Here is a 23,783-nt window from a genome sequence, read left to right on the forward strand (position 1 = left end):
GCCGGTGCGGATCGCCTTCATCCCCGCGGGGGTCCCCACGCGCTCGGGCTTTCGCAGATCCGGCAGGCTGGCGCATCTGGACGTGCATTTCAGCGCGGCGGAACTGGGCGCGCGGCTGCGCGGCACCGGGCTTGGCAGCGGCCCCGACCCTGCCACGGAGATCGCCGCCCTGCTTCGCGCGCCGCGCCTGCTCGCTGCCTCGCCCCCCTTGCAGGCCATGGCCGGGCGGATGGCGGAAGAGATCCGCGCCGCCAGCTTCTCGCATGACGCGCTGGACGGCATCCTGGGCGAGATGATCGCCACCCTGTTCGGCCCCGGCGTGGATGCGCCGCCCGCCTGCCCCGGCGGCCTGACGCTTGGGCAACTGTCGCGCATCGACCGGCTGATGCGCGAGGAATTGCACCGCCCGCTTTCGGTGGCCGAGATGGCCGGTGCCATCGGGCTGTCGGACAGTTGGTTCGCCCATGCCTGGAGCCAGAGCCGGGGCGAGCCGCCGCACCGCAGCCTGCAAAGGCTTCGGATCGAACGCGCCAAGACATTGCTGCTGCAGGGGGAACAAAGCCTTGCCGCCATCGCCCTGGACGCGGGTTTCGCCGACCAGGCGCATTTCACCCGCTCGTTCCGCAGGCTGGCGGGCCAGACGCCGGGCCTGTGGCGGCGCCAGCGCCGACCGGCCGACGACCGATGATTTCGGATGCGAATATCCGACAGTTTTAGTCAATACCGGGATCCAGCCCTGAGCTAGACGCGAGACGAAGGGACAGTTCGCGACGGCATGCCGAGCGGCATCAATCAGGGAAAAACAAGATGAAATCAGCACGAACCATCGCGCGGCTTCTGGCGGGGACCACCGCCCTGACCTGCGCGGTCATGGGCCCCGCCTCGGCGCAGGAGGAGGCGGTCTTCCTGGGCTCGGTCACGCTTGAGGTCGCGGGGGCCGAAGCCGTGGGCGATTCCACGAACCCCTTCACGCTTTCGGGCATGAAGACCGCGACCGAGATCACCGATGTGCCCCAATCGGTCAGCGTGGTGGGGCGCGACACCTTCCAGAAGGAACGGCCGCGCAAGCTGGACCAGATCCTGGGCACGGTGGCGGGCGTGCAATCGCAGCTTTACGGCTATGACAGCGACACCAACTGGTTCTACATCCGCGGCTTCAACTCGTTCGACACCGGCACCTTCCTGGATGGCCTGTCGCTGTTTTCCTACGGTTTCGGCACCTTCTACATCGACCCCTTCCTCTTGGAGCGGGTCGAGGTGCTCAAGGGCCCGGCCTCGATGCTTTACGGCGCCTCCAGCCCGGGCGGTGTCGTCAATTCGGTCTCGCGGCTGCCCGACGGCTCGACCGGAACCACGCTGTCCTTCAGCTTCGACAGCGAGGGCCGCGCGACCGGCTCGGTCGAGGGCTCGGGCACCAACGGCGACGACCTCGCATGGCGCTACGGGCTGCAGGCCTCGCGCCAGGATGGCCACGGCATGTTCGAGGAGGGTTTCGAGGGCGTCGCCTATGGCGCGGTCACCAAGACCTTCCAGGACGGCAGCCGCCTGACCCTGCACCTGTCCTATACCGACATGGACACCGACCATGTCGGCGGCTCGTTCCTGCCCTATTACGGCACGGTCGAGCCGGGGCCCTTCGGCTGGCTCGACACCTATTACAACGGCGGCAACCCCGATGCCGACGAATACCGCCGCAAGCAGTTGATCGCCACCGGCATCTATCGCAGCAATATCGGCGCCTGGGAGATGACCGACACCTTCCGCGCCGGTTTCTCGGACCTGCAGGAGCTTTACCTCTACCCCAACGGCTTCACCACCGGCCAGGTGCCCGATGCCACGGCCGATGTGAACCGCTTCGTCTTCGGCCATGACAGCTATGCGACGATCCTGCAAAACGACCTGCGCTTCGCGAGGGAGTTCGACAACGGCAGCATCCGCCACAAGGTCCTGCTGGGCATCGACGCGCGGCAATACCGGCTGGACCAGGAACAGGCCTTCGCCTTCGGCACGCCGCTTGACCCGGTGAACCCCGATTACAGCGTGACCCAGCCCGCCGTCGGCGCGCCCTATATCGACAATATCAGCACGCAAAGGCAGCTTGGCCTTTACGCCCAGGACCAGATCGAATGGGGCGATGGCTGGATCGCCACCGTGAACGGCCGTTTCGACGTGGTCTGGTCGGATGTCGAGGACCATCTCGGCACCGATCTGAAGCGCCGCGACGACGCCTTCACCGGCCGGATCGCGCTGGCCAGGAAGACCGGCGACGTAACGGCCTATGCCACGCTCGGCACCTACTTCAACCCGCAGACCCTGTCGGCCAGTTCGCTTCTGGCCGATCCCGAGACCGGCCACCAGGCCGAGATCGGGCTGAAATGGCAGGTCAACGAAAGCTCGCTGGTCACGATTTCGGCCTTCGACATCACCCGCAGGGATGTGTCGCAAAGCTATGTCAACGGCGGCGTCTTCGACTCGGCCACGCTGGGCAAGCTGACCAGCAAGGGGATCGAGATCGAGGCCAATGTCGCGCTGAACGACGAATGGCGCCTGCGCGCCGCGGCCACCAGCATGAGCGTGGAGATCGAGGAATTCGCCAGCGATCCGGGCGTGGTGGGCAAGACCCCGCAATCGGTGGCCGAGCGGTTCGGCAATCTGCAACTGGTCTGGACCCCCGCCGCCGTCGAGGGGCTGGAGCTGCGCGCGGGCACCCGCTATCTGGGCTCAAGCTGGGCCGACAACGCCAATACGCTGAAAGTCGGCGACGCCTGGCTTTACGACATCGGCGCAAGCTGGAACTTCGCCGAGAACTGGTCGGCCGATCTCAACGTCACCAATCTGACCGATGAGCGCTACACCTCAAGCTGCCAGACCTCCTGGGGGACCTCCTCCTGCTGGCAGGGCGAGGGGCGCGTGATCACGCTGGGGCTGACCAGCCGGTTCTGAGCGGTCCCGCGGCGTATCATGCGAACGGGCGGCCAGGGAATCGGCCGCCCGTCTTGCGTGAAGGCTGCCCCAAGAAAGGCCGTGGCGGGCAAGGCCGCCCCCGAAAGGGTCAAGCCGGGACGGCCACCCCGGGAAAGGCCGCCAGAGCAAAACCGGGCCGGAAAGGCCGCCTCGCAACCCGCCCGACCCCGGCGAGGCAGGCGCTATTCCACCACCACCGGGCCCTCGCCCGCCAGCGCGGCCTCGATCGCGGGCTCCAGCCGGTCCAGCGCATAGGGCAGGCTCAAGAGCGAGGCATGCGACATCGCCCCGGTCAGCAGCTTGCCCGAAAACACCTCGCGCCCCGCTTTCGAGGTTTGCAGGAACGGGCGGGTGACCACCCGCTCGGGCGCCGCCAGATCGCCGTCGGGCACGGTCCACAGGATCAGGTCGGCCTCAAGAATGCCGATCGCCTCTTCCGACAGCGGCAGCGAAAAGCCGTCGCCGCCGGTCTGCCCGGCCAGCCGCGCGGGCATCGACAGGCCCAGGGCGCCCAGGATCTGCACCCGCACATCCTGCGCCGTATAGGCGCCCAGCCCGCCGCCGATGAACCAGGCCACGCTGGCGGTGCGGCCCTGCCAGTCGGGATGGGCCCCGGCGATCGCCGCCATCCGCGCGCGGATCGCCGCGACCTGGGCGAGGGCCTCGGCCTCGCGCCCGGTGGCGCGGCCGGTCAGCTCGGCCCGCACCTCCCAGGGCAGCGAGAAATCGCCCACCCCCTCGGGCACCGCCACGACCGGGGCGATGCGGCTGAGCCTTTCGTAATCGGCCGCGCCGATGCCGGACCAGAGCGCGACGATGAGATCGGGGTCCTGCGCCGCGATCTGCTCGTAATTGATCTCTCCGCGCAGGATCGCGGGCGATCCGGTGGAAAGCGCGGCGGCCCAGGGCCAGAGCCCGCCCTCGAAACCGCCATACCAGTCGCGGACCGTCACCGGCTGGATGCCAAGCGCGAGCAGATCGTCCGCCCCCGCGAAATCGACCGAGGCGATGCGCCCGGGCCGGGCGGGGATCACCGTCTCGCCGAACTTGTGTCGGATGGTCAGCGGGAAATCCTGGGCAAGCACCGGCGCGGCGGCAAGCAGCAGGACCAGGGCGGCAAGGATCTTCATGGCGATTTCCCTCTCAGCTTGCGGATCATCAGGACGGCCATCAGGGGCGCGCCCGCCAGCGCGGTGACCAGCCCGGCGGGCACCTGGACCGGCGCGAAAAGCCAGCGCCCGGCCAGATCGGCAAGCCCGGTCAGCCCGGCGCCGACCGCCGCGCTCAGGGCCAGATGCAGGCCCGGCCCGGTCGCGGCCAGCCGCGCCGCCAGATGCGGGGCGACAAGCCCGACGAAGGCGATCGGCCCGGCCGCCGAGACCGAAACCGCCGCCAGCGCCGCCGCCAGCGCCATCAGCGCGCTGCGGGCGCGTCCGGCGTCGTGGCCCAGCACCGTCGCGAGATCGTCGCCAAGCCGCAGGACCGAAAGCGGCCGCACCGCCAGCGCCGCAAGCAGCCCGGCGACAGGGGCCAGCAGCGCCAGCAGCGCGACCTGGCTCCAGCCCGCGGTCCTGACCGAACCGGCGATCCAGGCCAGCGCCGCATGGGCCTCGTTCACGCCGCCATAGGTCAGAAGCGCGGTGGTCATCGCGCCCAGGAAGGCCGCGATCCCGATCCCGGTCAGCAAAAGCCGCACCGGGCCGACGCCGTCCTGCTGGCGCGACAGCAACAGGATCAGCCCGGCGACCGAGATCCCGCCCGCGAAGGCGGCAAGCGGACGCCAGCCCTCGGCGATGCCGGGCGCCAGCACCGCCAGCACGATCACGGTCAGCGCCGCGCCCTGGCTGATCCCCAGCAACGCCGGATCGGCCAGCGGATTGCGCGTCGCGCCCTGCACCAGCGCCCCCGCGCATCCCAGAAGCCCCCCCGCCAGCATCGCGGCAAGCGCGCGCGGCAGGCGGAATTCGGCCACGACCAGCCGCGCCCCCGCGTCATCGCCCCGGCCGGTCAGCGCGGCCAGCGCATCGCGCGCGGCCACCCCCTCGCCCCCCAGAAGCGCCGAGGCGAGGAAAAGCGCGACCAGCCCCGCCCCAAGCGCCGCAAGCGCGATCAGCCCGGCGCGCGCGGGCTCCAGCGCGATACGGCCCCGAAGCGCCGAAAAGCGCAAGACCCTCATGCCCGCAGCCTCACCAGCAGGACAAGGACCGGCGCCCCGATCAGCGCGGTCAGGATCCCGGCCGAGATCTCGACCGGAAAGAGCAAAAGCCGCGCGACAGTATCGGCCAGCACCAGGTAGAAGCCCCCCGCCAGCATGGAAAGCGCGACCAGCCGCCCCTGCCCCATCGGGCCAAGAAGCCTGACCGCATGCGGCACCGTCAGCCCGACGAACCCCAGCGGCCCGGCCATGGCGACCGCCGCCGCGGTCATCACCACCACCGCCGCCAGCGCCAGCGCCCGGATCCTGCGCGGGTCGAGCCCGAGGCCCGTCGCCGCCTCGTCCCCCATGGTCAGGATCGTCAGCTTCGGCCCGATCGCCAGCGCCGCCCCCATCCCCAGCAGCGCCCAGGGCGCGACCATGGCCACCACCGGCAGCCGCAGCCCGGCGAAAGAGCCGGAAAGCCAGATCCGCATATCCTCGAAGGCGCGCAGGTCAAGGAGCGAGACCAGAGTCGTCAGCGCGACCAGAAAGGCCGTCACCGCCGCCCCGGCCAGCGCCGGGGTCAGCATGCCGCCGCCCTGACCCGCCGCGCGGGTCAGCGCCAGCACCAGCAGCGCGCCGACCAGGCTGCCCGCCGCCGCAAGCGGCGCCAGCAGTTCCGGCGCGGCCAGGGCCGGGATGCCGCGCCCCAGCAGAACCGCCAGCGACGCCCCCGCCAGAAGGCCGAACAGCCCGGGCTCGGCCAGCGGATTGCGCGTCACCGCCTGCATCAGCACCCCGGCCGCGGCAAGCCCCGCCCCGGCCAGCGCGGCGCCGATGGCGCGCGGCAGGCGCAATTCGCGCACGATCGCCGCCTCGAACGTGTCGCTTTCGCCGCCGGTCAGCGCCGACCAGACGAAGGCGGGCGAAAGCGTCTGCCCCCCCGCCCCCAGATGCCAGAGCACCGAGACAAGCAGGAAGGCCGCAAGGATCAGCGGCAGCGCGGCCCCGCCCGCCGCAAGAGAGGCGCCCCCCCCCCTTCATGCCGGGACCACCCCCTGCTGCGCCCCGCCCGCCTCGCGCGGCAGGCAGACCGGGCGCCCGGTCACGGGATCGGCGATCACATCGGCGCGCAAGCCGAAGATCGCGGCCAGATTGGCGGCGTTCATCACCTCTTCCGGGCGGCCGTCGGCCATGATCCGGCCCGCGCGCATCATCACAATGCGGTCGGCGAAGGCGGCGGCAAGGTTCAGCTCGTGCAGCACCACCAGCACCGTCGCCCCCGCCGCCGCGCGCCGCGCGAGGATCGCCATCACCTCCATCTGCACCGAAAGGTCGAGATAGGTCGTCGGCTCGTCGAGCATCAGGATCCCGGTCTCCTGCGCCAGCGCCATGGCGATCCAGCACCGCTGGCGCTGGCCGCCCGAAAGCGCCTCGGCCGGGCGGTCGGCCAGGTCGAGCGTCGCGGTCTCGCGCATGGCGCGCTCGATGGCGGCATCGTCGGCGGGCGACCAGGCGCGCAAGAGGCTGCGATGCGGATGGCGGCCAAGCGCCACGAGGTCGCGCACCCGCAGCCCCTCGGGCAGGATCGGGCTTTGCGGCAAAAGCGCCATCTGCCGCGCCGCCTCGCGCCCCGAAAGACCGGCCAGGGGACGCCCGCCGATCCGCACCTCGCCCGAGGCGGGCGCGAGCAGCCGCGAGACCGTCTTCAGAAGCGTCGACTTCCCGCAGCCGTTCGGACCGATCAGCACCGTCATCTGTCCCGGCAGGATCTCCAGCCCGACGTCATGGACGACGTTGCGCCCCCCGCGCGCCACGCAGACACCCGAAAGCAAGATCGTTCCGGCAATGTCGCTGTTTCGCAACTGCGCCCCCGCGCCAATTTCCAACCAGGTTGCTCAGGTATTCGGTCTGTCAGTTTTTCGCACCCCAGGCAAGGCAACAAATCCCCGGTCCGGGGCCCCCGGCGGTCGGCCACGGGAAGACCGCCGGGGGCCCTTCGCGGGACGACCGAGCCTTCCCGCCGCCAGCCCGCCCGAGATCCGGGGGGCAAGCTTCGGCCTGCGCAAATCGCTCGATACCCTGGGCGGCTTCATCGGCCCGCTGGCCGCCGTGGGCGCGATGATCTTTCTGGCGGGCAACATCCCCTCGGCGTTCTGGATCGCCACCCTTCCCGCCGCGCTCGCCATGGTCGTTCCGGTCTTCTGCGTCACCGAGCCACCCGGGCGGCATCCGGGAAAGCCCGACCGCCTCCGCCTTGCCAAGGCGTTCCGGCTCAACCAGGACCGGCGGTCTGGGCCGCGATCGGACTGGCCTCTCTCGTCATGCTGGCCGGTTTCAGCGAGGTATTCGGCGGCTCAAGGCACCGGAGGGGGGCTTCGTCCCCGCCGAAGCCCTGCTGCGGCGCGGTCAGCCTGCCGGGGCGAAATGCGCCTTCTCGAAGTTGAAGATCGCCAGGCAGCCCAGCCCGATGGCCAGGCGCTGCGCCGGATGACCGACAACACCTCGCCCAAGCTTCAATTGGACGCTGAACCTGCGCAGGCAGGTCCGCGCCGAACGGGTGAAATCCGCAAGCGTGGCCGAGACGGATTTCCCCGAGGGCAACGAGTCGATGCGCACAGAATTCGACGATACCGATCTGGGACGCGGGGCCGATGCCCGGCTCCAGCGCTTCCAGACCGACATTGCCGCGCGGGCGGGCGTGTTCCACAATCTCATCACTTTGCCGACCTTCCACCTGACCGCGAAATCGGTCGACGAACTCGGCCGCGGCTGTTTCGGCGAGGAGATCCGGCGTGGCGTCTCGGCGGTCAAGCGCCGGCGCGAGCTCGGCTCGGGCCCGGGCGACACCTTCAAGGAGATGGTCTCGGGCGAGCGGGCGCTGAAGGCGGGCGGCCACGCCAATACGATGAACCCGCTCGCGGCCGGGTGATCGCGCCGCTTGCGACCGCCGCCCCGGGGTCGGCGACTGGCCGGGAACACCCGTCACCCCTGATCGGTGGATTCGCCAATCGACCGGCCAGTTGCGCCGCCCCCTTTCCCGAATGGGCGGCGTCCTGCCTCGGCGGCCCTCGCCCCGCCGGTGGCGATGCGCGGCTTTCATGACAGGGCAGAAGGGCCCAGGCCGCGCGCCGAAATCTTCGGTCGCGGCGGCGGGCGGATTGCTGTAGGCTTGGCCCCTGCCTTGCCCGATCCGGCTTCGCCCGATCCGGCGCGGGATCCGGCCTGTGGCCCACGCGCCGGGCCGGTGCGGTTGCGGAAGGTTCCATGCCCGTCACAGATTACGACATCCCGGTTTTCGACACCCTGCCCGGCGACATCTACTTCCGGCATGAGGAGCTTGCCCCCGCCGAATGGGTCGCCCATTCCCACCCCTGGGGGCAGTTCACCTATGTCTCGCGCGGTGTGCTGAATTTCCGCACCGACGGCAAGAACATGCTGTCGCCGCCGCAATATGCGATCTGGATCCCGCCGCATTTCGAACATGCCTCGTGGAGCAAGGGGGTCACGAGCTTCCGCTCGGCCTATATCTCGGCCGAGATCTCGCAAAGCCTGCCCGAGCGCCCCTGCGCGCTTTCGATCAACCTGCTGCTGAAGGCGATCCTGGACGAATGCGCCCGCTTGGGCGTGAGCGAGCCGCGCACGCCGCAGCAAAAGCGGCTGGCGGCGGTGGCGATCGACCAGATCCTCGCGGCCGAGCGGACGCAGAACTACCTGCCCTTCGCCGATTCCGACCTGCTGAAAGCCATCCTGGACGAGGCGCGGCGCAACCTGCTCGGGCCGTGGACGACCGCGCAGATCGCGCGCCAGTTCCACCTGACGCCCCGGACGCTGGAGCGCAGATGCAAGGCGGAGCTGGGCATCGGCCTGGGCGAATGGCGCCAGAGGCTGCGCTTCACCATGGCGATCGAGGCGCTGAACTCTGGCCGCACGATCCAGCAGATCTCCTACGACATGGGCTATCAATCGGCCTCGACCTTCATCGCCATGTTCCGCAGGCTGAGCGGCCAGACCCCGGACCAATACCGCCGGAGCCTGACGCGAACGTGATGCGGGCCTGACAGGGGAGCACCGGCAGTCGCCCGGCGGCCGGGCGCGCACTTTGCCGCCCCGGCGCGGGTGCGAGGCGGGCCGCGGCCCGGAATCCGCGCGCCCCGACGGCTTCGCATTCCCCCCCCCGGGTCCCCGAGCCGCATCCCGGCGACAGGGCGCAGGCGCCCGGCGCCGCCCCTTGCGCCGGAACGAGGCTCGGGCAATATCGGCGGCCAAGACACCACCGTCCCGAGAGGAGCGCCATGGCCCTGCCCATCCGAGTTCAGGCCAGATACTGGGGGATCGCCGCCCTGATCCTTCTGCTGCTGCTGTGGTCGATGGGCGATGTGATGCTGCCCTTCCTGCTGGGGGGGGCGGTGGCCTATTTCCTCGACCCGATCGCAGACCGGCTGGAACGGCTGGGCCTGTCGCGGGCGCTGGCGACCACGTTGATCTCGCTGGCCGCACTGGTGATCATGGTGCTCCTGATGCTCTCGATCGTCCCGGCGCTGATCTATCAGTTGACCGCGCTGGTGAATGCCGCCCCCGACATCATCCGCCAGTTGGAAGCCTATGTGATGGAGCGCTTCCCCGAACTGGCCGATTCCACCTCGACCATGCGCCAGACGCTGGCCACGATCGGAACCGCGATCCAGGAAAAGGGCGGCGATCTGGCGAACGGGATCCTGACCTCGGCCCTGGGGATCGTGTCGATGATCGTCTTTTTGCTGGTGGTGCCGGTGGTGGCCTTCTACCTGCTGCTGGACTGGGACCGGATGATCCGGCGCATCGACCAGCTTCTGCCGCGCGATCATGCCCCCGCGATCCGTCTGCTGGCGGGCGAGGTCGACAAGGTGCTGGCGGGATTCCTGCGCGGGCAGGTCATGGTCTGCCTGATCCTGGGCAGCTTCTATTCGCTGGCCCTGATGGCGGCGGGGCTGCAATTCGGGCTGGTGGTGGGCGCCATCGCCGGGACGATCACCTTCATCCCCTATATCGGCGCGCTGATCGGCGGTGTTCTGGCCATCGGGCTGGCGCTGTTCCAGTTCTGGGGCGAATGGCTGCATATCAGCGTGATCGTCGCCATCTTCGCCGCCGGTCAGTTCATGGAGAGCAATGTGCTGACCCCCCGCATGGTCGGCAAATCGGTGGGGCTGCATCCGGTCTGGCTGCTCCTTGCGCTGTCCGCCTTCGGCGCGCTCTTCGGCTTCGTGGGAATGCTGGTCGCTGTGCCGGTGGCCGCCGTGATCGGTGTTCTGGTGCGTTTCGCGATCGATCATTACCAGCAGAGCCTGCTTTACACCGGCATCGCGGGCCAGGACGCGACGGTCGAGGCCGAGGCCAACCGCATCAACGAGGCGCTGGCCGAGGCCGAGGCCATCGCCGACAGCATGGTCGCCGCCGGGCCGGACACCGCCGATGGGGCCCGCCTGCCGTGACCCCGCCCCCGAACGGCGCCCTTCCCCCCAGACAAGGCACCGGCCAGCTCGCCTTCGACCTGCCGCCGCGCACCGCGATGACGCGGGCCGATTTCATCGTCACCCCCGCGAACCGCCTGGCCTTCGCGGCGGTCGAGGGCTGGCGGCTGTGGCCCGGCGGCAAGATGCTGCTGGTCGGCCCGGCAGGATCGGGCAAGACCCATCTGGCGCGGATCTGGGCCGAGGCGGCGGGGCCGGACACCGCATGGCTCGACGCGGGCGATCTGGCCGGGGCCGATCCGGCGGCGCTGGCGGCGCAAGACGCGGCGGCGGTGGTGGTCGAGGATGCCCAGACCATCGCCGGGAACCGCGCCGCCGAGACCGCGCTCTTTCATCTGCACAACCTGCTGGCCGCGCGCACCCTGGAAGCGGGCGGGCCAGCCGAGGCCGGCGGGAGGCCCGGAAGCGGCGGGCGGCTTCTGGTCACCGCCGCCTGCGCGCCCCGCGACTGGGGGCTGGTCCTGCCCGACCTGCTGTCGCGCATGCAGGCCGCGCCGCTGACGCGGATCGACGCGCCGGACGATGCGCTGCTCGAAGGCGTGCTGACGAAGCTTTTCGCCGACCGCCAGATCGCGCCCGCGCCCGGGCTTCTGGCCTGGCTGGTCAACCGGATGCCGCGCTCGATCGGGGCGGCGCGGGCCATCGTCGCCGAACTCGACGCCCGCGCCCTGGCCGAGCGCCGCCCCATCGGGCCAAGGCTTGCCGCCGAGGTTCTGGGCCATCCCGCCTTCTCCGAAGAGGCCGACGACATTGCGCCCGCCGCCCCCGAACCCCATGTCGGGCCTGAAACCCAAGTCGGGCCTGAACCCCATGTCGGGCCCGAAACCCATGTCGGGGACAGCGATCCCGCCGATGGGCGGCAGGCGCGCTAGCCCCGCGGCAATCCGTGCTGCGGCCCCATGCCGCAGCCTGTCGCAATTCCGTCACCAACCCCGTGCATAAGCCCAAGCCATGACCCAGACCCCAGCCGCCCCGCCCGCCGATTTCCTCAAGGCCGCCTTCGCGGCCCCCGTCGCCCTGCCCGAGACCGACACCGGCAGCGCGCATCGCTTCTTCAACCGCGAGCTTAGCTGGCTCGCCTTCAACTGGCGCGTGCTGGACGAGGCGGCGAACCCCGCCGTGCCACTGCTGGAGCGGCTGCGCTTCCTGTCGATCTCGGCCACCAACCTGGACGAATTCTACACCGTCCGCGTCGCGGGCCTGCGCGCGCTGGTCAGGACCGGCAATTCCACCGCCTCCGAGGACGGCCGCAGCCCCTCGGAGCAATTGCGCCTGATCCATGAGGACGCGCACCGGCTGATGCAGACCCAGCAGACCAAGTTCAAGAAGCTGCGCACCGAGATGGAGACGCAGGGAATCGTGCTGCTCAGCCGCTCGAAACTGAACGTGGGGGACCTGAAATTCCTGGAGGAATACTTCCTGTCCAACGTCTTCCCGGTGCTGTCGCCCCTGGCCATCGACCCGGCGCATCCCTTCCCCTTCATCCCCAACACCGGCTTTTCGCTGGCGCTGGAGCTGGAACGGGTGACCGACCGCCGCCCGCTCAAGGCGCTGCTGCCGATCCCGCAGCAGATCGACCGTTTCGTGCGCCTGCCCAGCAAGGAGGGCGAGGACCGCTTCCTGCCGCTTGAAGAGCTGCTGCTCTTGCATCTTGAGATGCTCTTCCCCGGCTATGCCGACCGCGGCCATTGCATGTTCCGCGTGCTGCGCGACAGCGACCTTGAGGTCGAGGAAGAGGCCGAGGATCTGGTGCGCGAATTCGAGACCGCGCTGAAGCGCCGCCGCCGGGGCGAGGTGATCCGGCTGAAGATGTCGGCGGGCGCGCCCCCGGAATTGCGCGCGCTGATCATGGAGGAGTTGCATGTCGCCCCCGACGAGGTGGTCGAGGTGCGCGGCCTTCTGGGCATCGCCGATCTGAAGGCGCTGGTGCTGTCGTCGCGCCCCGAACTGCTGTGGCCGCCCTTCAACCCCCGCGTCCCCGAACGGGTGCAGGACCATGACGGCGACATCTTCGCCGCCGTGCGCCAGAAGGACATGCTGCTGCACCACCCCTACGAGACCTTCAACACCGTCGTGCGCTTCCTGGAACAGGCCGCGCGTGATCCCAATGTGCTGGCGATCAAGCAGACGCTCTACCGCACTTCCTGGGACAGCCCGATCGTCTCGGCGCTGTGCGAGGCGGCCGAGGCCGGGAAATCCGTCACCGCGCTGGTCGAGCTGAAGGCCCGTTTCGACGAGGCCGCGAACATCCGCCAGTCGCGCAGGCTGGAACGCGCGGGCGCCCATGTGGTCTATGGTTTCATCAACCTCAAGACCCATGCCAAGATCTCGACCGTGGTGCGGCGCGAGGGCGACGCGCTGGTGACCTATACCCATTTCGGCACCGGCAACTACCACCCGATCACCGCCAAGATCTACACCGACCTGTCGCTTTTCACCTGCGATCCGGCGCTTGGCCGCGATGCGACCAAGGTGTTCAACTATCTCTCGGGCTATGTGCAGCCGCAGGGGCTGGAAAACCTCGCGATCTCGCCGATCTCCTTGAAGCCGCGCCTGATCGAGCTGATCGCGGCCGAGGCCGAGCACGCCCGCGCCGGTCGCCCGGCCGAGATCTGGGCCAAGATGAACAGCCTGATCGACGCCGAGGTGATCGACGCGCTTTACGCCGCCAGCGGCGCGGGCGTGAAGATCAGCCTGGTGATCCGGGGCATCTGCGGGCTGCGGCCCGGCATTCTGGGGCTTTCCGAAAACATCCGGGTGAAAAGCATCGTCGGGCGGTTCCTGGAACATTCGCGCATCGTCTGTTTCGGCAACGGCCACGGCCTGCCCGCCCAGAAGGCGCGGGTCTTCCTGTCCTCGGCAGACTGGATGGGCCGCAACCTCAACCGCCGGGTCGAGACCCTGGTCGAGGCGATCAACCCCACGGTGAAAAGCCAGATCCTGTCGCAGATCATGGCCGCCAATCTGGCGGACGAGGCGCAAAGCTGGGTGCTGGCGCCCGACGGCAGCTATCTGCGCAACCTCGGCGCGCCGGGAGAGCGGCAGTTCAACTGCCACCGCTTTTTCATGGAGAACCCCTCGCTGTCCGGGCGCGGCACGGCGGGCGCCAAGGACGCGCCGCGCCTCGCGCCCTCGCGCGACGAGCGCGAGGTCGGGGCCGAGTTCCCGGCGCCCCGGCCCGATGCCGGAACGCTGGAGGCCGGAGCACGGGCAGCGGGAGCCCCGGAAGCGGGAGCCGAGACCGCCGTCTGAGAGGAACGGCCGGATCAAGACGGTCTGAGCAAACCGCCTCGGCGAAACTCGCCCCGGGAAAACTTGCCCCGGGGAAACCTGCCCCGGGGAAACTTGCCCTGGGGAAACTTGCCCTGGGGAAACTTGCCCTGGGGAAAACCCGTCCTGGACAAAACCCGGTGTAGGCAAAGCCCGGTCCGGGCGGAACCGGCCCGAGCAAAGCCGACGGGCGCAAAGTCGACGCGGGCAAAGTCGACAAGGGCAAAGTCGACAAGGGCGGAACCGGCCCGGGTCAGGCACCGCTCGGCATGGGCCGCCGGGGGCCCGGCCCATCATGCCCCCTCGGGCATCATGTTGACCCCGCCCACCGGCGGCGCAATCATGGCGCAGAACAATCGGGAATCGATCCAGATGACCAAAGGACTGCCCGACGCCCCCCCAGGGGCGGCGTCTTCCCAGGCGACCGCCGCCGCAGCGCCCTCTGCGGCAATGCCCGATGCGGGAACCTCCGGCCAGAGCACGCCAGAGCCGAGCACGCCAGAGCCGGGAGCGCCAGAGCCGGGCGCCCCCGCCCCGCGAAGGCCAGCCGCGCCAAGCCCGGCCACCGGCCACCGGCCTGCCGAAGAGGACTGGGAGCCCTTCGGCCCTGCGCTTTTCCAGGACGAGAGCACCCGCGCCCTGTCGCGCGTGGGCGTCGTGGACGTGGGCTCGAACTCGGTGCGGATGGTGGTCTTCGACGGCGCGGCCCGCAGCCCGGCCTATTTCTACAACGAAAAGATCATGTGCGGCCTGGGCAAGGGCCTGGTCGAGACCGGGCGCCTCAACCCCGAGGGGCGCAGGCGCGCCCTGGTCGCGCTGCGGCGCTTCGCGCTGCTGGCGCGCGGGATGGGGGTGGAACCCCTGACCGTCGTCGCCACCGCCGCCACCCGCGAGGCCGAGGACGGCCCCGAATTCCAGGAGGAGATCCTGCGCGAGACCGGGCTGCGGCTGCATGTCATCGACGGCGACGAAGAGGCCCGGCTTTCCGCCCAGGGCGTGCTTCTGGGCTGGCCCGACGCCAAGGGGCTGGTCTGCGACATCGGCGGCAATTCGATGGAACTGGCGCGGATCGGCGACGGCAAGGTCGGCAAGAGGGTCTCGACCCCGCTGGGCCCGTTCCGGCTGACCCAGCTTCCCGGCGGGCCGAAAAAGCGCAAGGACCATATCGACCGCATCCTGAAGGATGTCGGGCGCACCATCCGCTCGACCGGAGAGCGGATCTACCTGGTCGGCGGCAGTTGGCGGGTGATCGCGCGGCTGGACATGGAGCGGCGCAACTACCCGCTGCTGGTCCTGCACGAATACCGCATGAAGCCCGACGCGCTGCTGGACACGCTGGACTGGATCGCGGCCTCGGACCCGGCGGTGCTGCGCGCGCGCACCGGCACCTCGGCCGAACGGATGGAACTGGTTCCCATCGCCTGCGAGGTGCTGCGCGAGTTGATCCGGGTGCTGAAGCCCCGCGAGATCGACGTCTCCGCCTATGGCATCCGCGAGGGGCTCCTTTACGAGCAGATGCCCGAGCGCCTGCGCGCGCGCGATCCGCTGATCGAGGCCGCCCGGATGACCGAGCACAGCCAGGCCCGTGTGCCGGGCTTCGGCAAGAAGCTGTTCGAATTCCTGATGCCGCTGTTCCAGGGCACCGCGCATCAGCGGCTGCGCCTGATCAAGACCGCCTGCCTTCTGCACGACACCACCTGGCGCGCCCATCCCGACTACCGCGCCGAGGCCTGTTTCGACAATGCCACCCGGGCCAATCTGGGCGGGCTCGACCATCAGGGCCGGGTGTTCCTGGGGCTGGCGCTGCTGCACCGCTACAAGAACAGCCGCTCGGGCAACCGCATGACACCGCTGTTCCGGCTGCTGTCGGACGAGGACATCCGCCAGGCCGAGGTTCTGGGCAAGGCGATGCGCTTCGGCGCGATGTTCTCGGCCGCCGATCCGGCGCGGGCGGGGCGGCTGGTCTGGCAGCCGAAGAAGAAGACCCTCGGGCTGGAGCTGACCGAAGAGGGCGAGGGCCTGTTCGGCGAGGTCTCGCAGGCGCGGTTCGCCTCGCTCGCGGTGGCGCTCAAGGCGCAGGCCAGGGTGACGGGGCCGAAGGCGCCGAAGCCGAAAGCGCCGCGCGGCCGGGCGGCCGGGGCCGCGACGGAATGAGGCTTCGCCTCGACCATATCGCCATCGCGGCCGAAAGCCTTGTGGCGGGCGAGGCATTCGTCCGCGCCGCGCCTGGCCTGCCGCTGGCGGGCGGGGGGGCGCATCCGCTGACGGGCACCCACAACCGGCTGATGGGGCTGGGGGACGTTTATCTCGAAGTGATCGCCATCGACCCCGCCGCCCCCGCGCCGGATCGGACAAGGCCCGCCGGATGAGCCGCGCCGCCGCAATCCGCCCCGCCCGCCCCGCCGATGCGCCCGCGCTGGCGCAGCTCCCGCGCTGGCGCAGCTATGGAATCCATGGATCGTCGGGACGGCGATCACCTTCAACCCGATTCCGAAATCCGCTGACGAGATCGCTGCGACGATCGCGGCAGGCCCCTGCTTTCTGGTCGCCGAGGACCCCGCCCCCCCGGGCGCGCTTCTGGGGTTCGCACGCTACGGCCAGTTCCGCAGCGGGCAGGGCTATGCGCGCAGCATGGAACACACCATCATCCTGTCGCCCGCCGCAAGCGGACGCGGAATCGGCCGACGGCTGATGGCCGCCATCGAGGATCACGCCCGCGCCTCGGGCATCCATCTGATGATCGGCGCGGTGTCAGGCGAAAACCCCGATGGCCGCGCCTTTCACGAAGCGGTGGGATACCGGCTGATGGGCACAATTCCCGCAGCGGGCTTCAAGTTCGGGCGGCATCTGGATCTGTGGCTTCTCGGGAAGTTGCTCTGACAAGCCTGCCGCGCCGACGCGGCTGCGGCTGCGGCTGCGGCTGCGGCTGCGGCTGCGGCTGCGGCTGCGGCTGCGGCTGCGGCTGCGGCTGCGGCTGCGGAAATCATGGACCTTCGGTTGCGCGATCAACCCTCAACCCCGGGAGCGTTGCGCAGCGCCCCGGGCGCACCAGCCTGGCGCAAGGGCCCGTCAGGGATCGCGGAACCAGTCCGGCGGCCAGCGCCCGGCGGCGGCCAATTCCCGCACGCGGACGGGATGGTGGACCTCGCGCATCAGGCCGCGCGCCTCCAGCGTCCGGCGCACCCGGGCCAAGGCCTCGCCATAGGGGCCACCCGGCACCACGCGCGAATTCCGCGCCAGCCAGGTCAGGGTAAAGCCCCGGCCATCTGTCACCGCCGCCTTTGCGCCGCGCGCCAGCAGATATTCCACCATCTGCCAATAGTCGATGATCGCCGCACTCAGCACCGGGGTCGCGCGGTGGAACCCCCGCGCATCGAGATCGGCCCCGGCCTCCACCAGCCGCGCGACCCCCGCCATATCCTCGCGCTCGATCAGCCAGAAGATCAGCGGCAGCCCGTCGGGGCCAAGGGCCGCAGGGTCGACCGCCCGCTGCGCCAGCGCGCCCTTGCCCGAGAGGACAGCGATCATGCCCGACAGCAGCCGCAGGATCGCGCGGCGCGAGGCCCCCTCACGCATCACCCGCCCCCTCACGCATCACCCGCCCCCTCTTCCGGCAGAAGCGCGACGCCGCGCCGCGCCAGCGCCTTGAGCAGCCTCGGCCCCGGCGCGCTGTTCTCCAGCCCGGTGATCCGGGCAAGGTTGGGCAACAGGTCCAGATCCTTGATCGCCTTGTCGGTGACCCTGACCACCCCGTCCCCCGCGCCCGGGTCCCAGAACGGATGGAAATGCGCCATGAAGGCCGGGCCGCCGTCGATCCCGCTGGACTGGTGCAGATGGGTGGTGCGGGCCAGCAGATCCTCGGGGATGGCGAGATTGGCGAAATACTGTCGCGCCTCGGGGATGACCTCATAGCCGTCGCCCTCGACCGAAATCTCGCGCTTTTCGTATTCGGCGGCGAAGGCGTCGATGTCGAAGACCGGCACCAGCGCCCGCTGGCGATACATCAGCTCCTCGATCACCAGAAGCTTCAGCCCGAAATCCTTGAAACGGTTGTCCGAGGGTTTCGGCATCGCACAGGTCCGGGGCCGCGCCGACCAGAGCCTCGCCTCTTCCAGCAGGGCCCGGGCCGGTTCCGCCGCCGCCCCGGGCAGGGCCTTCGCCATGGCCGCCAGCGCCTTGCGCGTCCCGGCCGAGACGGCGACACGGCTTACCGCGCGGCGGCGATGGCCCGCGCACCATTCAGGGAAATCCGCCTCGATCAGTGCAAGATCCGCCTGGTGGCGCCGCAGCAGGGCGGTGTCGCGATCTCTCTGCGTCTCGACCGAGATACCCAGATAGGGCTTGTATTCGTTCGCCGCCAGAATGCGCTGCGTCCCGGCGATGCCGCTGCGGGCTTCCGCTGCGGCCTGTGCCGGATCGGTCCGGAGCATCCCCGGCGGATAGAGCAGGAAGCGGCGGGTGAAGGCGGCAAGCGTCGGCTGCGGCCAGTCGCGCGCGTCGCGCAGGGCGGCGGTCAGGATCGCGGCCGCGTTGCGATGGAAGAACCCGTCGCGCGAGGCGTGAAATCCCAGCATGTCGAGCGCGAACCCGATCATCATCGCCGCATCGTCCTGCCCGCGCTCGACCAGGTAGAAGCGGATCAGCGCCGCCGTCTCGTCCACCGCCTCGGGGTGCAGGGCCAGAAGGCCCGCCAGCACATGGTCGCCCACCTCGGGGAAAGCGCGGCAGAGCGCGGGCACGATCTGCGCCGCCTCCTGCCTCATGCCGCCCGCCTCCCGCCGTAAGGGCTGTGCCAGTTGCAAAGCGCCAGCATCAGCCCGGCGACATCGCCGCGCCTTCCGGTCCGGCGCGGCGGGTGGAGATCGGCGATCCGGTCGTCCGGCAGGGCGAGGGCACGGCAGATCCGCTCCAGGTGACCCGCGTGCCGCTCGCCCAGCAGGCGCCAGGCCTCGGGCCGACCCCTTGCGCAGCCATGCCGAGGAGGAAAAGTCGAGAGGGAAGCGATACCCCGACAGCGGATCCGGGGCCAGCGGATCGGGGGCCAGCGGATCCGGGAAGGCGCCGGAGGGGCCCTTGCCCAGGGCGGCGGCGCAGGCGGCGCCGTAATGATCGTAAAGCCGCGCCGGGGCCGCCGGATCGCGCGCGACAAGCGCCGTCCAATCGTCCCGCCTCTTTTGCAAGGCACGGTGGTCGTCGGGGGCCGTCCGCGACAGGTCGCGCAGGCTGGCCGCGATCGCGGCTTCGGTCAAGGTCGGCATGGGACGCGGCATCCTTAGCGAAGGGGCATCCGGGATTGCCCGGACGATACATTGGGTCCCACCCCGAAGGCCATCGGAAGGACGGAAAACCCGCCGGAAGGGCTGCGGCCGGATCGGTCTCCTCGACCGCCGGATCGTCGGAAATGGCCGCCGCGATCCTGCCGACAATCCTCCCCGCGCCTCCGCCCGAGGGGCCGGGAACGCAGGGGCGCGAAAAGGGCCGAATCCGCCCCCGTTTCGCGTGCCATCGCCCCGGCGCAGGGATCCGCGGCTTCGCGGGAAATTGCTCTGACAACGCCGCCGCGCCGGGCTATGATCCCGTCCATGTCGATCTGGACCCGCATCGCCGAAGCCCTCTCCGCGCTCACCAAGGGCGAGCCGCTGTCTGTCGTCTTCGACCGGCTGCGCGGCGCGCCACCGCCCGAGCGCAGCGTGGGCTTCACCATCGCCGTCCTCGCGCTTGGCGCCAAGATGGCCAAGGCCGATGGCGAGGTCAGCCGGGCCGAGGTGACCGCCTTTCGCCGCATCTTCACCTTCCCCCCCGGCGAAGAGGCCCATGCCGCCCGCGTCTTCGACCTTGCCCGCCAGGACGTGGCCGGATTCGACGTCTATGCGTCCAAGATCGCGCGGCTCTTCAACCCCGAAGGCCGCAGGCTTTGCGCCGACGACCATCACGTCCTTCTCGACCTGCTGGAGGCTCTGTTCTCGATCGCGCTGGCGGATGGCAGCTACCACCCGGGCGAGGACGCCTTCCTCGCCCATGTCGCCGGGATCTTCGGGCTGGACGAGCCCTGTTTCCGCGCCGTGCGCGCGCGGCTGGTCGAAGGCGCGCCGCGCGATCCGCATGACGTGCTGGGGATCGCGCAGGACGCCACGCTGGACGAGGCCCGCGCGGCCTGGCGGAAACTGGTGCGCGACACCCATCCCGACCGGATGATCGCGCGCGGCCTGCCGCCCGAGGCGGTGAAACTGTCGGAAAACCGCCTGGTCGCGATCAATGCGGCCTGGAAGGAAATCTCCGACCAGAAGGCGGCCTAGGGCGGATGGCGCCGGATCGGCTGCGCCTTGCCACCTATAATATCGAATGGTTCAACGCGCTGTTCGACGACGGCGGGCGGCTGCATGAGGATGGCGCGCCCTCGGCCCGCTATGGCGTCAGCCGGGCGGAACAGGCGGGCGCGCTCGGCATCGTGTTCTCGGCGCTCGATGCCGACGGGATCCTGATCGTCGAGGGGCCGGATACCAATTCCCGCCGCTCGACCGTGCGGGCGCTGGAGAATTTCGCCGCGAAATACCATCTGCGGGCGCGCCGCGCGCTGCACGGCTTTTCCTCCGAGACCGAGCAGGAGATCGCCTTTCTCTACGATCCCGACCGCATCGCGCCGCGCCATGATCCGCGCGGCGATCCGACCGGAAAGAAGGGCTCGCGCCTGGCGCCGCGCTTCGACGGCGTGTTCCGCTACGATCTGGACGCCGACAGCAGGCCCGACACGATCCGGTTCTCGAAACCGCCGCTTGAAATGGTGTTGCGCGTGGCGGGCGGGCACCGGCTGCGGCTGATCGGGGTCCATGCCAAGTCGAAGAACCCCCATGGCGCCAAGAACGAGGCCGATGCGATGCGGATCTCGATCGAGAACCGGCGCAAGCAGCTCGCGCAATGCATCTGGATCCGCGCCCGGGTCGAAGAGCATCTGCGGCGCGGCGAGGCGCTGGTGGTGCTGGGTGATTTCAACGACGGGCCGGGGCTGGACGAGTTCGAGAAGCTCTTCGGCCAGTCCGGGATCGAGATCGTCCTGGGCGAGACCGCCCCGCCGGAGTTGCGGCTTTTCGATCCCCATGCCGGGATGGCGCTGCACCACCGGATGGGCTTCGCGCCCACCACGGCGCGGTTCTACCTCAAGCCGCAGAACCGATATTTCGAGGCCCTGCTGGATTTCATCATGGTCTCGCCCGGGATCCTGGCCCGGCGGCCGGACTGGCGGATCTGGCATCCCTTCAACGATCCCGGCGTGCTGGCGGTGCCGGAACTGCGCGAGGCGCTGCTTCAGGCCTCGGACCATTTCCCGGTGACGCTGGACATTCCGCTGGGGGGCGCGGCGGCGCCCCTGCCCGGCCAGGCTGGGGCCCGCCAAACGTGATTTGGCGCGGGCGCGCGGCCGGGGCTAGGATGGGCGCGCGAATCGAGGCCTGCAACCAAGGCGAGACAGCAGATGAAACCCGGCCTTTCCGTCTCCCTCTCGCTCGGCCTCGCGCTGGCTTTCGCCACGGCGGGCGGGGTGGCGCGGGCGGAATTGCCCTCCGAAAGGCCCGGGCCGGCCGAAGACGCGACCTCCGAAGGCTTCTCGCTGATCGAAGAGGGGGCGAAGCTGCTCCTGCGCGGGTTGATGGCCGAGATGGAGCCCGTGCTCGACGACATGGCAGGGGCGGTCGAGGAATTGCGGCCAAGGTTCGAGGCGCTCGGGCCGCAGCTTGAGGAACTGCTGCGGCTGGTCGACGATATCGGCAATTACCACGCGCCCGAGCGGCTTCCGAACGGCGATATCCTGATCCGGCGCAAGATCCCCCTCGCCGCGCCGGAAGCCGATCCCTCACCGCTCCCGCCCCCCGGCGGGGCGCGGCCCGACGGCATCCTCGACCTCTGAGACGGACCGCCGTCAGCGGCCCCGACACCCAATGCACGGACACAAAGGCCCCGATCCCGCCCGAACAGACTTCCGAAACGTCATGCGGCAGCCCGGGCCCTTGCCGAGAACCGGGAAATCAGTCCGGCCCTGCACCGAGAGATGTGGTTTCCGCGGTGGCGTCCGTCAATGCGGGGAAGATTTCCGCCTCAAGGCCCCTCCAACCTCAAGGCCCCCGCTCGCCGCCCGGCACGAGAACATGCCGCCTCCGCGCCCAACAGCCCGCCAGACCGCCCCGATGCACGCGCCGCAACTTCCCCCGTCCGCACCTGCAACAGGACGCCCAGTTCCGCAGGCCACCCCAAGCGCGAGAGCTCCCCCGGAAAGCGCGACCCCGCAACACAGACGAAACCTCCACCCAGCACCCCGCCAAGCCGCGTCCCAGAAGCCGCCCCCTCGCGCACAGAAGCCCCCCGGTGCCGCTCACCGCCCCCAAGATCTGACCCCAGATCGGGCCCCAGACCGCGCCCCGGACCGCGCAAGGCCACCACCCTCGCACAAGCCGCCCCCCCCCTGCCCCATTCTTCTTTGCAAAAATATCCCGGGGGTGAGGCCCGGCCACGGGCCGAGGGGGCAGCGCCCCCTCCCCTCCGCCCCCCGCCCTCACCCTGGCTGCGATCTTCGCCCCCCCCGGCACACGGGCGGGAACCGCCGGAAGAGAGATTTGCAGAAGAGGGCTTGGTCCCGGCGCCGCTTGATGCCACTTTCATCCCGTCCGGCCCGGAAGGCCGCCAGATCCCGGAGCCCGCCCCATGCACCGCCTTGCCGCCGTCCTTTCCGCCGCCCTGATCGCCCTCGGCATCGGCATCGGCCCCGCCGCGCCCGCGCGCGCCGATTGCAGCGGCACCAACATGTTCGAGGAATTGCAGCCCTCGGAACAGGCCGCCCTGCGGTCCAGCGCCGAGGCACAACCCTTCGCCCAGGGCAATTTCTGGCGCGCAAGCCGGGGCGACGAAAGCCTGACGCTGATCGGCACCTATCACTTCGACGACCCCCGCCACGACCCGACCCTGGCTGCCCTGCGGCCGCTGATCGCCGAGGCCCCCGCGCTGCTGGTCGAGGCGGGGCCCGAAGAGGAGGCCGCGCTGATGCAGGCGCTTTCCGACAATCCCGGGCTGATCTTCATCAACGACGGTCCCTCGCTGCTCGACCGGCTGCCGCCCGACACCTGGAAGCGACTGTCCGAGGCGCTGGAGGCGCGCGGCATCCCCGGCGTCATGGCGGCGCGGTTCCAGCCCTGGTATGCGACGGTGGTGCTGGCGCTGGCGCCCTGCGCGCTGGAATCGGGGCAGACGCCGCGCGGGCTCGACGGGATGCTGATCGAGGCCGCCGGGGCGCTTTCGGTGCCGGTGCGGGCGCTGGAGCCCTATGACACGCTGTTCGCGATCTTCGAGGGTTTCGACGAGCGCCAGGAGATCGACATGATCGAATCCTCGCTGGCGATGGAGGGGCGCAGCGAGGATTTCGCCGCCACCCTGGCCGATCTCTATTTCGCGGGCGAATCGCGGCTGATCTGGGAGTTGATGCGCGAACTGTCCTACGGCCAGCCCGGCTACAGCCGCGAAGAGGTCGATGCCGAGATGGCGGTGATGGAAGAGGCGATGATGACGCGCCGCAACCTGGCCTGGATCCCGGTGATCGAGGCCGCCGCCGCCGAGGGCCCGCCGGTCGTGGCCTTCGGCGCGCTGCACCTGTCGGGCGAGGCGGGGGTCCTGAACCTGCTGGCGGAACGCGGCTGGACGCTGGAACCCCTGCCCTTCTAGCCCCGCCTTCCGGCCCCGCCCGCCCATCATGCCGGACCTGCGGCGCGGACAAGACCGGCCTTCGACCCCTTGCCTGCCCGCATCCCTCCGCCCCGGCCGTCCCGCTGCGCGCCATCCCACCCAGACCATCCCGCGCCAAGCCGAGGCCCCGCCCTGCGCCCTTTTCCAACGCACCTTGCACGGCCCCGGCCCGAAGGGTC

20 protein-coding genes and 1 pseudogene are annotated in these 23,783 nt (G+C 70.1%); 14 read left to right on the forward strand and 7 right to left on the reverse strand.

The features are described from left to right. Nucleotides 1-688 (forward strand): helix-turn-helix transcriptional regulator (locus tag ABNX41_RS16240; RefSeq protein WP_438670766.1); only part of this gene is annotated, 688 nt, incomplete at its 5' end. A 119-nt stretch (nucleotides 689-807) separates the two neighbouring features. After that, nucleotides 808-2,943, forward strand: a complete 2,136-nt coding sequence (locus ABNX41_RS16245; RefSeq protein ID WP_438670767.1) for a TonB-dependent siderophore receptor — start codon at nucleotides 808-810, stop codon at nucleotides 2,941-2,943. 203 nt (nucleotides 2,944-3,146) lie between these two features. Here the strand turns inward: ABNX41_RS16245 and ABNX41_RS16250 are convergent, their stop codons facing one another. From ABNX41_RS16250 to ABNX41_RS16270, 5 genes are all read right to left on the reverse strand, one after another. Then, nucleotides 3,147-4,094: an ABC transporter substrate-binding protein gene (locus ABNX41_RS16250; protein ID WP_438670768.1), complete on the reverse strand. Its 948-nt coding sequence runs from the start codon at nucleotides 4,092-4,094 to the stop codon at nucleotides 3,147-3,149. Then, a complete protein-coding gene (locus tag ABNX41_RS16255) occupies nucleotides 4,091-5,140 on the reverse strand; it encodes a FecCD family ABC transporter permease (RefSeq protein ID WP_438670769.1) in 1,050 nt (349 codons plus the stop codon). The genes ABNX41_RS16250 and ABNX41_RS16255 overlap by 4 nt, the downstream gene beginning before the upstream one ends. Next, nucleotides 5,137-6,066: a FecCD family ABC transporter permease gene (locus ABNX41_RS16260; protein WP_438670770.1), complete on the reverse strand. Its 930-nt coding sequence runs from the start codon at nucleotides 6,064-6,066 to the stop codon at nucleotides 5,137-5,139. Before ABNX41_RS16260 ends, ABNX41_RS16255 begins: the two co-directional genes overlap by 4 nt. Before the next feature lie 75 nt (nucleotides 6,067-6,141). Further along, nucleotides 6,142-6,936 (reverse strand): ABC transporter ATP-binding protein, encoded by a 795-nt coding sequence (locus ABNX41_RS16265; RefSeq protein WP_438670771.1) that lies wholly within the window; start codon nucleotides 6,934-6,936, stop codon nucleotides 6,142-6,144. A gap of 574 nt (nucleotides 6,937-7,510) precedes the next feature. Further along, nucleotides 7,511-7,720 carry a hypothetical protein gene (locus ABNX41_RS16270; protein ID WP_438670772.1) on the reverse strand — a complete coding sequence of 70 codons (210 nt, stop codon included), beginning with the start codon at nucleotides 7,718-7,720 and terminating at the stop codon, nucleotides 7,511-7,513. On the opposite strand from ABNX41_RS16270, the gene ABNX41_RS16275 reads away from it, so the two are divergent. The 8 genes and pseudogenes from ABNX41_RS16275 to ABNX41_RS16310 all read left to right on the forward strand — a co-directional run bounded on the left by ABNX41_RS16275 (nucleotide 7,713) and on the right by ABNX41_RS16310 (nucleotide 16,761). Beyond that, a complete protein-coding gene (locus ABNX41_RS16275; protein ID WP_438670773.1) occupies nucleotides 7,713-8,033 on the forward strand; it encodes a hypothetical protein in 321 nt (106 codons plus the stop codon). The genes ABNX41_RS16270 and ABNX41_RS16275 overlap by 8 nt on opposite strands. Before the next feature lie 335 nt (nucleotides 8,034-8,368). After that, nucleotides 8,369-9,151, forward strand: coding sequence for an AraC family transcriptional regulator (locus ABNX41_RS16280; protein ID WP_438670774.1), 783 nt, complete (start codon nucleotides 8,369-8,371; stop codon nucleotides 9,149-9,151). Nucleotides 9,152-9,396: 245 nt separating this feature from the next. Further along, on the forward strand, nucleotides 9,397-10,572 hold the full coding sequence (locus tag ABNX41_RS16285) for an AI-2E family transporter (RefSeq protein WP_438670775.1): 1,176 nt from the start codon (nucleotides 9,397-9,399) through the stop codon (nucleotides 10,570-10,572). Between the two features lie 77 nt (nucleotides 10,573-10,649). Next, nucleotides 10,650-11,330 (forward strand): annotated as a pseudogene (locus ABNX41_RS16290) (DnaA/Hda family protein); the annotation flags it as partial. 232 nt (nucleotides 11,331-11,562) lie between these two features. Beyond that, nucleotides 11,563-13,863, forward strand: a complete 2,301-nt coding sequence (locus ABNX41_RS16295; RefSeq protein ID WP_438670776.1) for an RNA degradosome polyphosphate kinase — start codon at nucleotides 11,563-11,565, stop codon at nucleotides 13,861-13,863. A gap of 390 nt (nucleotides 13,864-14,253) precedes the next feature. Beyond that, nucleotides 14,254-16,035 carry a Ppx/GppA family phosphatase gene (locus tag ABNX41_RS16300; protein WP_438670777.1) on the forward strand — a complete coding sequence of 594 codons (1,782 nt, stop codon included), beginning with the start codon at nucleotides 14,254-14,256 and terminating at the stop codon, nucleotides 16,033-16,035. Next, complete coding sequence (locus ABNX41_RS16305) at nucleotides 16,032-16,250, forward strand: VOC family protein (protein WP_438670778.1); 219 nt, start codon at nucleotides 16,032-16,034, stop codon at nucleotides 16,248-16,250. Before ABNX41_RS16300 ends, ABNX41_RS16305 begins: the two co-directional genes overlap by 4 nt. Before the next feature lie 208 nt (nucleotides 16,251-16,458). Next, complete coding sequence (locus ABNX41_RS16310) at nucleotides 16,459-16,761, forward strand: GNAT family N-acetyltransferase (RefSeq protein WP_438670812.1); 303 nt, start codon at nucleotides 16,459-16,461, stop codon at nucleotides 16,759-16,761. Between the two features lie 189 nt (nucleotides 16,762-16,950). Here the strand turns inward: ABNX41_RS16310 and ABNX41_RS16315 are convergent, their stop codons facing one another. Beyond that, entirely contained in the window at nucleotides 16,951-17,457 is a 507-nt protein-coding gene (locus ABNX41_RS16315) for an ankyrin repeat domain-containing protein (RefSeq protein WP_438670779.1), read from the reverse strand. An 11-nt stretch (nucleotides 17,458-17,468) separates the two neighbouring features. Next, nucleotides 17,469-18,644 carry a DUF6892 domain-containing protein gene (locus ABNX41_RS16320; protein WP_438670780.1) on the reverse strand — a complete coding sequence of 392 codons (1,176 nt, stop codon included), beginning with the start codon at nucleotides 18,642-18,644 and terminating at the stop codon, nucleotides 17,469-17,471. Nucleotides 18,645-19,463: 819 nt separating this feature from the next. Here ABNX41_RS16320 and ABNX41_RS16325 point away from each other — a divergent pair. From ABNX41_RS16325 to ABNX41_RS16340, 4 genes are all read left to right on the forward strand, one after another. Then, a complete protein-coding gene (locus ABNX41_RS16325; RefSeq protein WP_438670781.1) occupies nucleotides 19,464-20,177 on the forward strand; it encodes a TerB family tellurite resistance protein in 714 nt (237 codons plus the stop codon). Nucleotides 20,178-20,182: 5 nt separating this feature from the next. Next, nucleotides 20,183-21,277 carry an endonuclease/exonuclease/phosphatase family protein gene (locus tag ABNX41_RS16330; RefSeq protein ID WP_438670782.1) on the forward strand — a complete coding sequence of 365 codons (1,095 nt, stop codon included), beginning with the start codon at nucleotides 20,183-20,185 and terminating at the stop codon, nucleotides 21,275-21,277. A 72-nt stretch (nucleotides 21,278-21,349) separates the two neighbouring features. Further along, nucleotides 21,350-21,781 carry a hypothetical protein gene (locus ABNX41_RS16335; RefSeq protein ID WP_438670783.1) on the forward strand — a complete coding sequence of 144 codons (432 nt, stop codon included), beginning with the start codon at nucleotides 21,350-21,352 and terminating at the stop codon, nucleotides 21,779-21,781. Between the two features lie 791 nt (nucleotides 21,782-22,572). Then, complete coding sequence (locus ABNX41_RS16340) at nucleotides 22,573-23,583, forward strand: TraB/GumN family protein (RefSeq protein ID WP_438670784.1); 1,011 nt, start codon at nucleotides 22,573-22,575, stop codon at nucleotides 23,581-23,583. The last annotated feature ends 200 nt before the right edge of the window (nucleotides 23,584-23,783 follow it).

The sequence above is a fragment of the Pseudogemmobacter sonorensis genome, from assembly GCF_042762395.1.
Classification (GTDB): Bacteria; Pseudomonadota; Alphaproteobacteria; order Rhodobacterales; family Rhodobacteraceae; genus Pseudogemmobacter; species Pseudogemmobacter sonorensis.

What these genes read in the sequence shown, in the direction of transcription:
- ABNX41_RS16245 (WP_438670767.1), top strand. Translation starts at nt 808, where the DNA reads ATGAAATCAGCACGAACCATCGCGCGGCTTCTGGCGGGGACCACCGCC.
- ABNX41_RS16250 (WP_438670768.1), bottom strand. Translation starts at nt 4,094, where the DNA reads ATGAAGATCCTTGCCGCCCTGGTCCTGCTGCTTGCCGCCGCGCCGGTG.
- ABNX41_RS16255 (WP_438670769.1), bottom strand. Translation starts at nt 5,140, where the DNA reads ATGAGGGTCTTGCGCTTTTCGGCGCTTCGGGGCCGTATCGCGCTGGAG.
- ABNX41_RS16275 (WP_438670773.1), top strand. Translation starts at nt 7,713, where the DNA reads ATGCGCACAGAATTCGACGATACCGATCTGGGACGCGGGGCCGATGCC.
- ABNX41_RS16280 (WP_438670774.1), top strand. Translation starts at nt 8,369, where the DNA reads ATGCCCGTCACAGATTACGACATCCCGGTTTTCGACACCCTGCCCGGC.
- ABNX41_RS16285 (WP_438670775.1), top strand. Translation starts at nt 9,397, where the DNA reads ATGGCCCTGCCCATCCGAGTTCAGGCCAGATACTGGGGGATCGCCGCC.
- ABNX41_RS16295 (WP_438670776.1), top strand. Translation starts at nt 11,563, where the DNA reads ATGACCCAGACCCCAGCCGCCCCGCCCGCCGATTTCCTCAAGGCCGCC.
- ABNX41_RS16300 (WP_438670777.1), top strand. Translation starts at nt 14,254, where the DNA reads ATGACCAAAGGACTGCCCGACGCCCCCCCAGGGGCGGCGTCTTCCCAG.
- ABNX41_RS16305 (WP_438670778.1), top strand. Translation starts at nt 16,032, where the DNA reads ATGAGGCTTCGCCTCGACCATATCGCCATCGCGGCCGAAAGCCTTGTG.
- ABNX41_RS16315 (WP_438670779.1), bottom strand. Translation starts at nt 17,457, where the DNA reads ATGCGTGAGGGGGCCTCGCGCCGCGCGATCCTGCGGCTGCTGTCGGGC.
- ABNX41_RS16320 (WP_438670780.1), bottom strand. Translation starts at nt 18,644, where the DNA reads ATGAGGCAGGAGGCGGCGCAGATCGTGCCCGCGCTCTGCCGCGCTTTC.
- ABNX41_RS16325 (WP_438670781.1), top strand. Translation starts at nt 19,464, where the DNA reads ATGTCGATCTGGACCCGCATCGCCGAAGCCCTCTCCGCGCTCACCAAG.
- ABNX41_RS16330 (WP_438670782.1), top strand. Translation starts at nt 20,183, where the DNA reads ATGGCGCCGGATCGGCTGCGCCTTGCCACCTATAATATCGAATGGTTC.
- ABNX41_RS16335 (WP_438670783.1), top strand. Translation starts at nt 21,350, where the DNA reads ATGAAACCCGGCCTTTCCGTCTCCCTCTCGCTCGGCCTCGCGCTGGCT.
- ABNX41_RS16340 (WP_438670784.1), top strand. Translation starts at nt 22,573, where the DNA reads ATGCACCGCCTTGCCGCCGTCCTTTCCGCCGCCCTGATCGCCCTCGGC.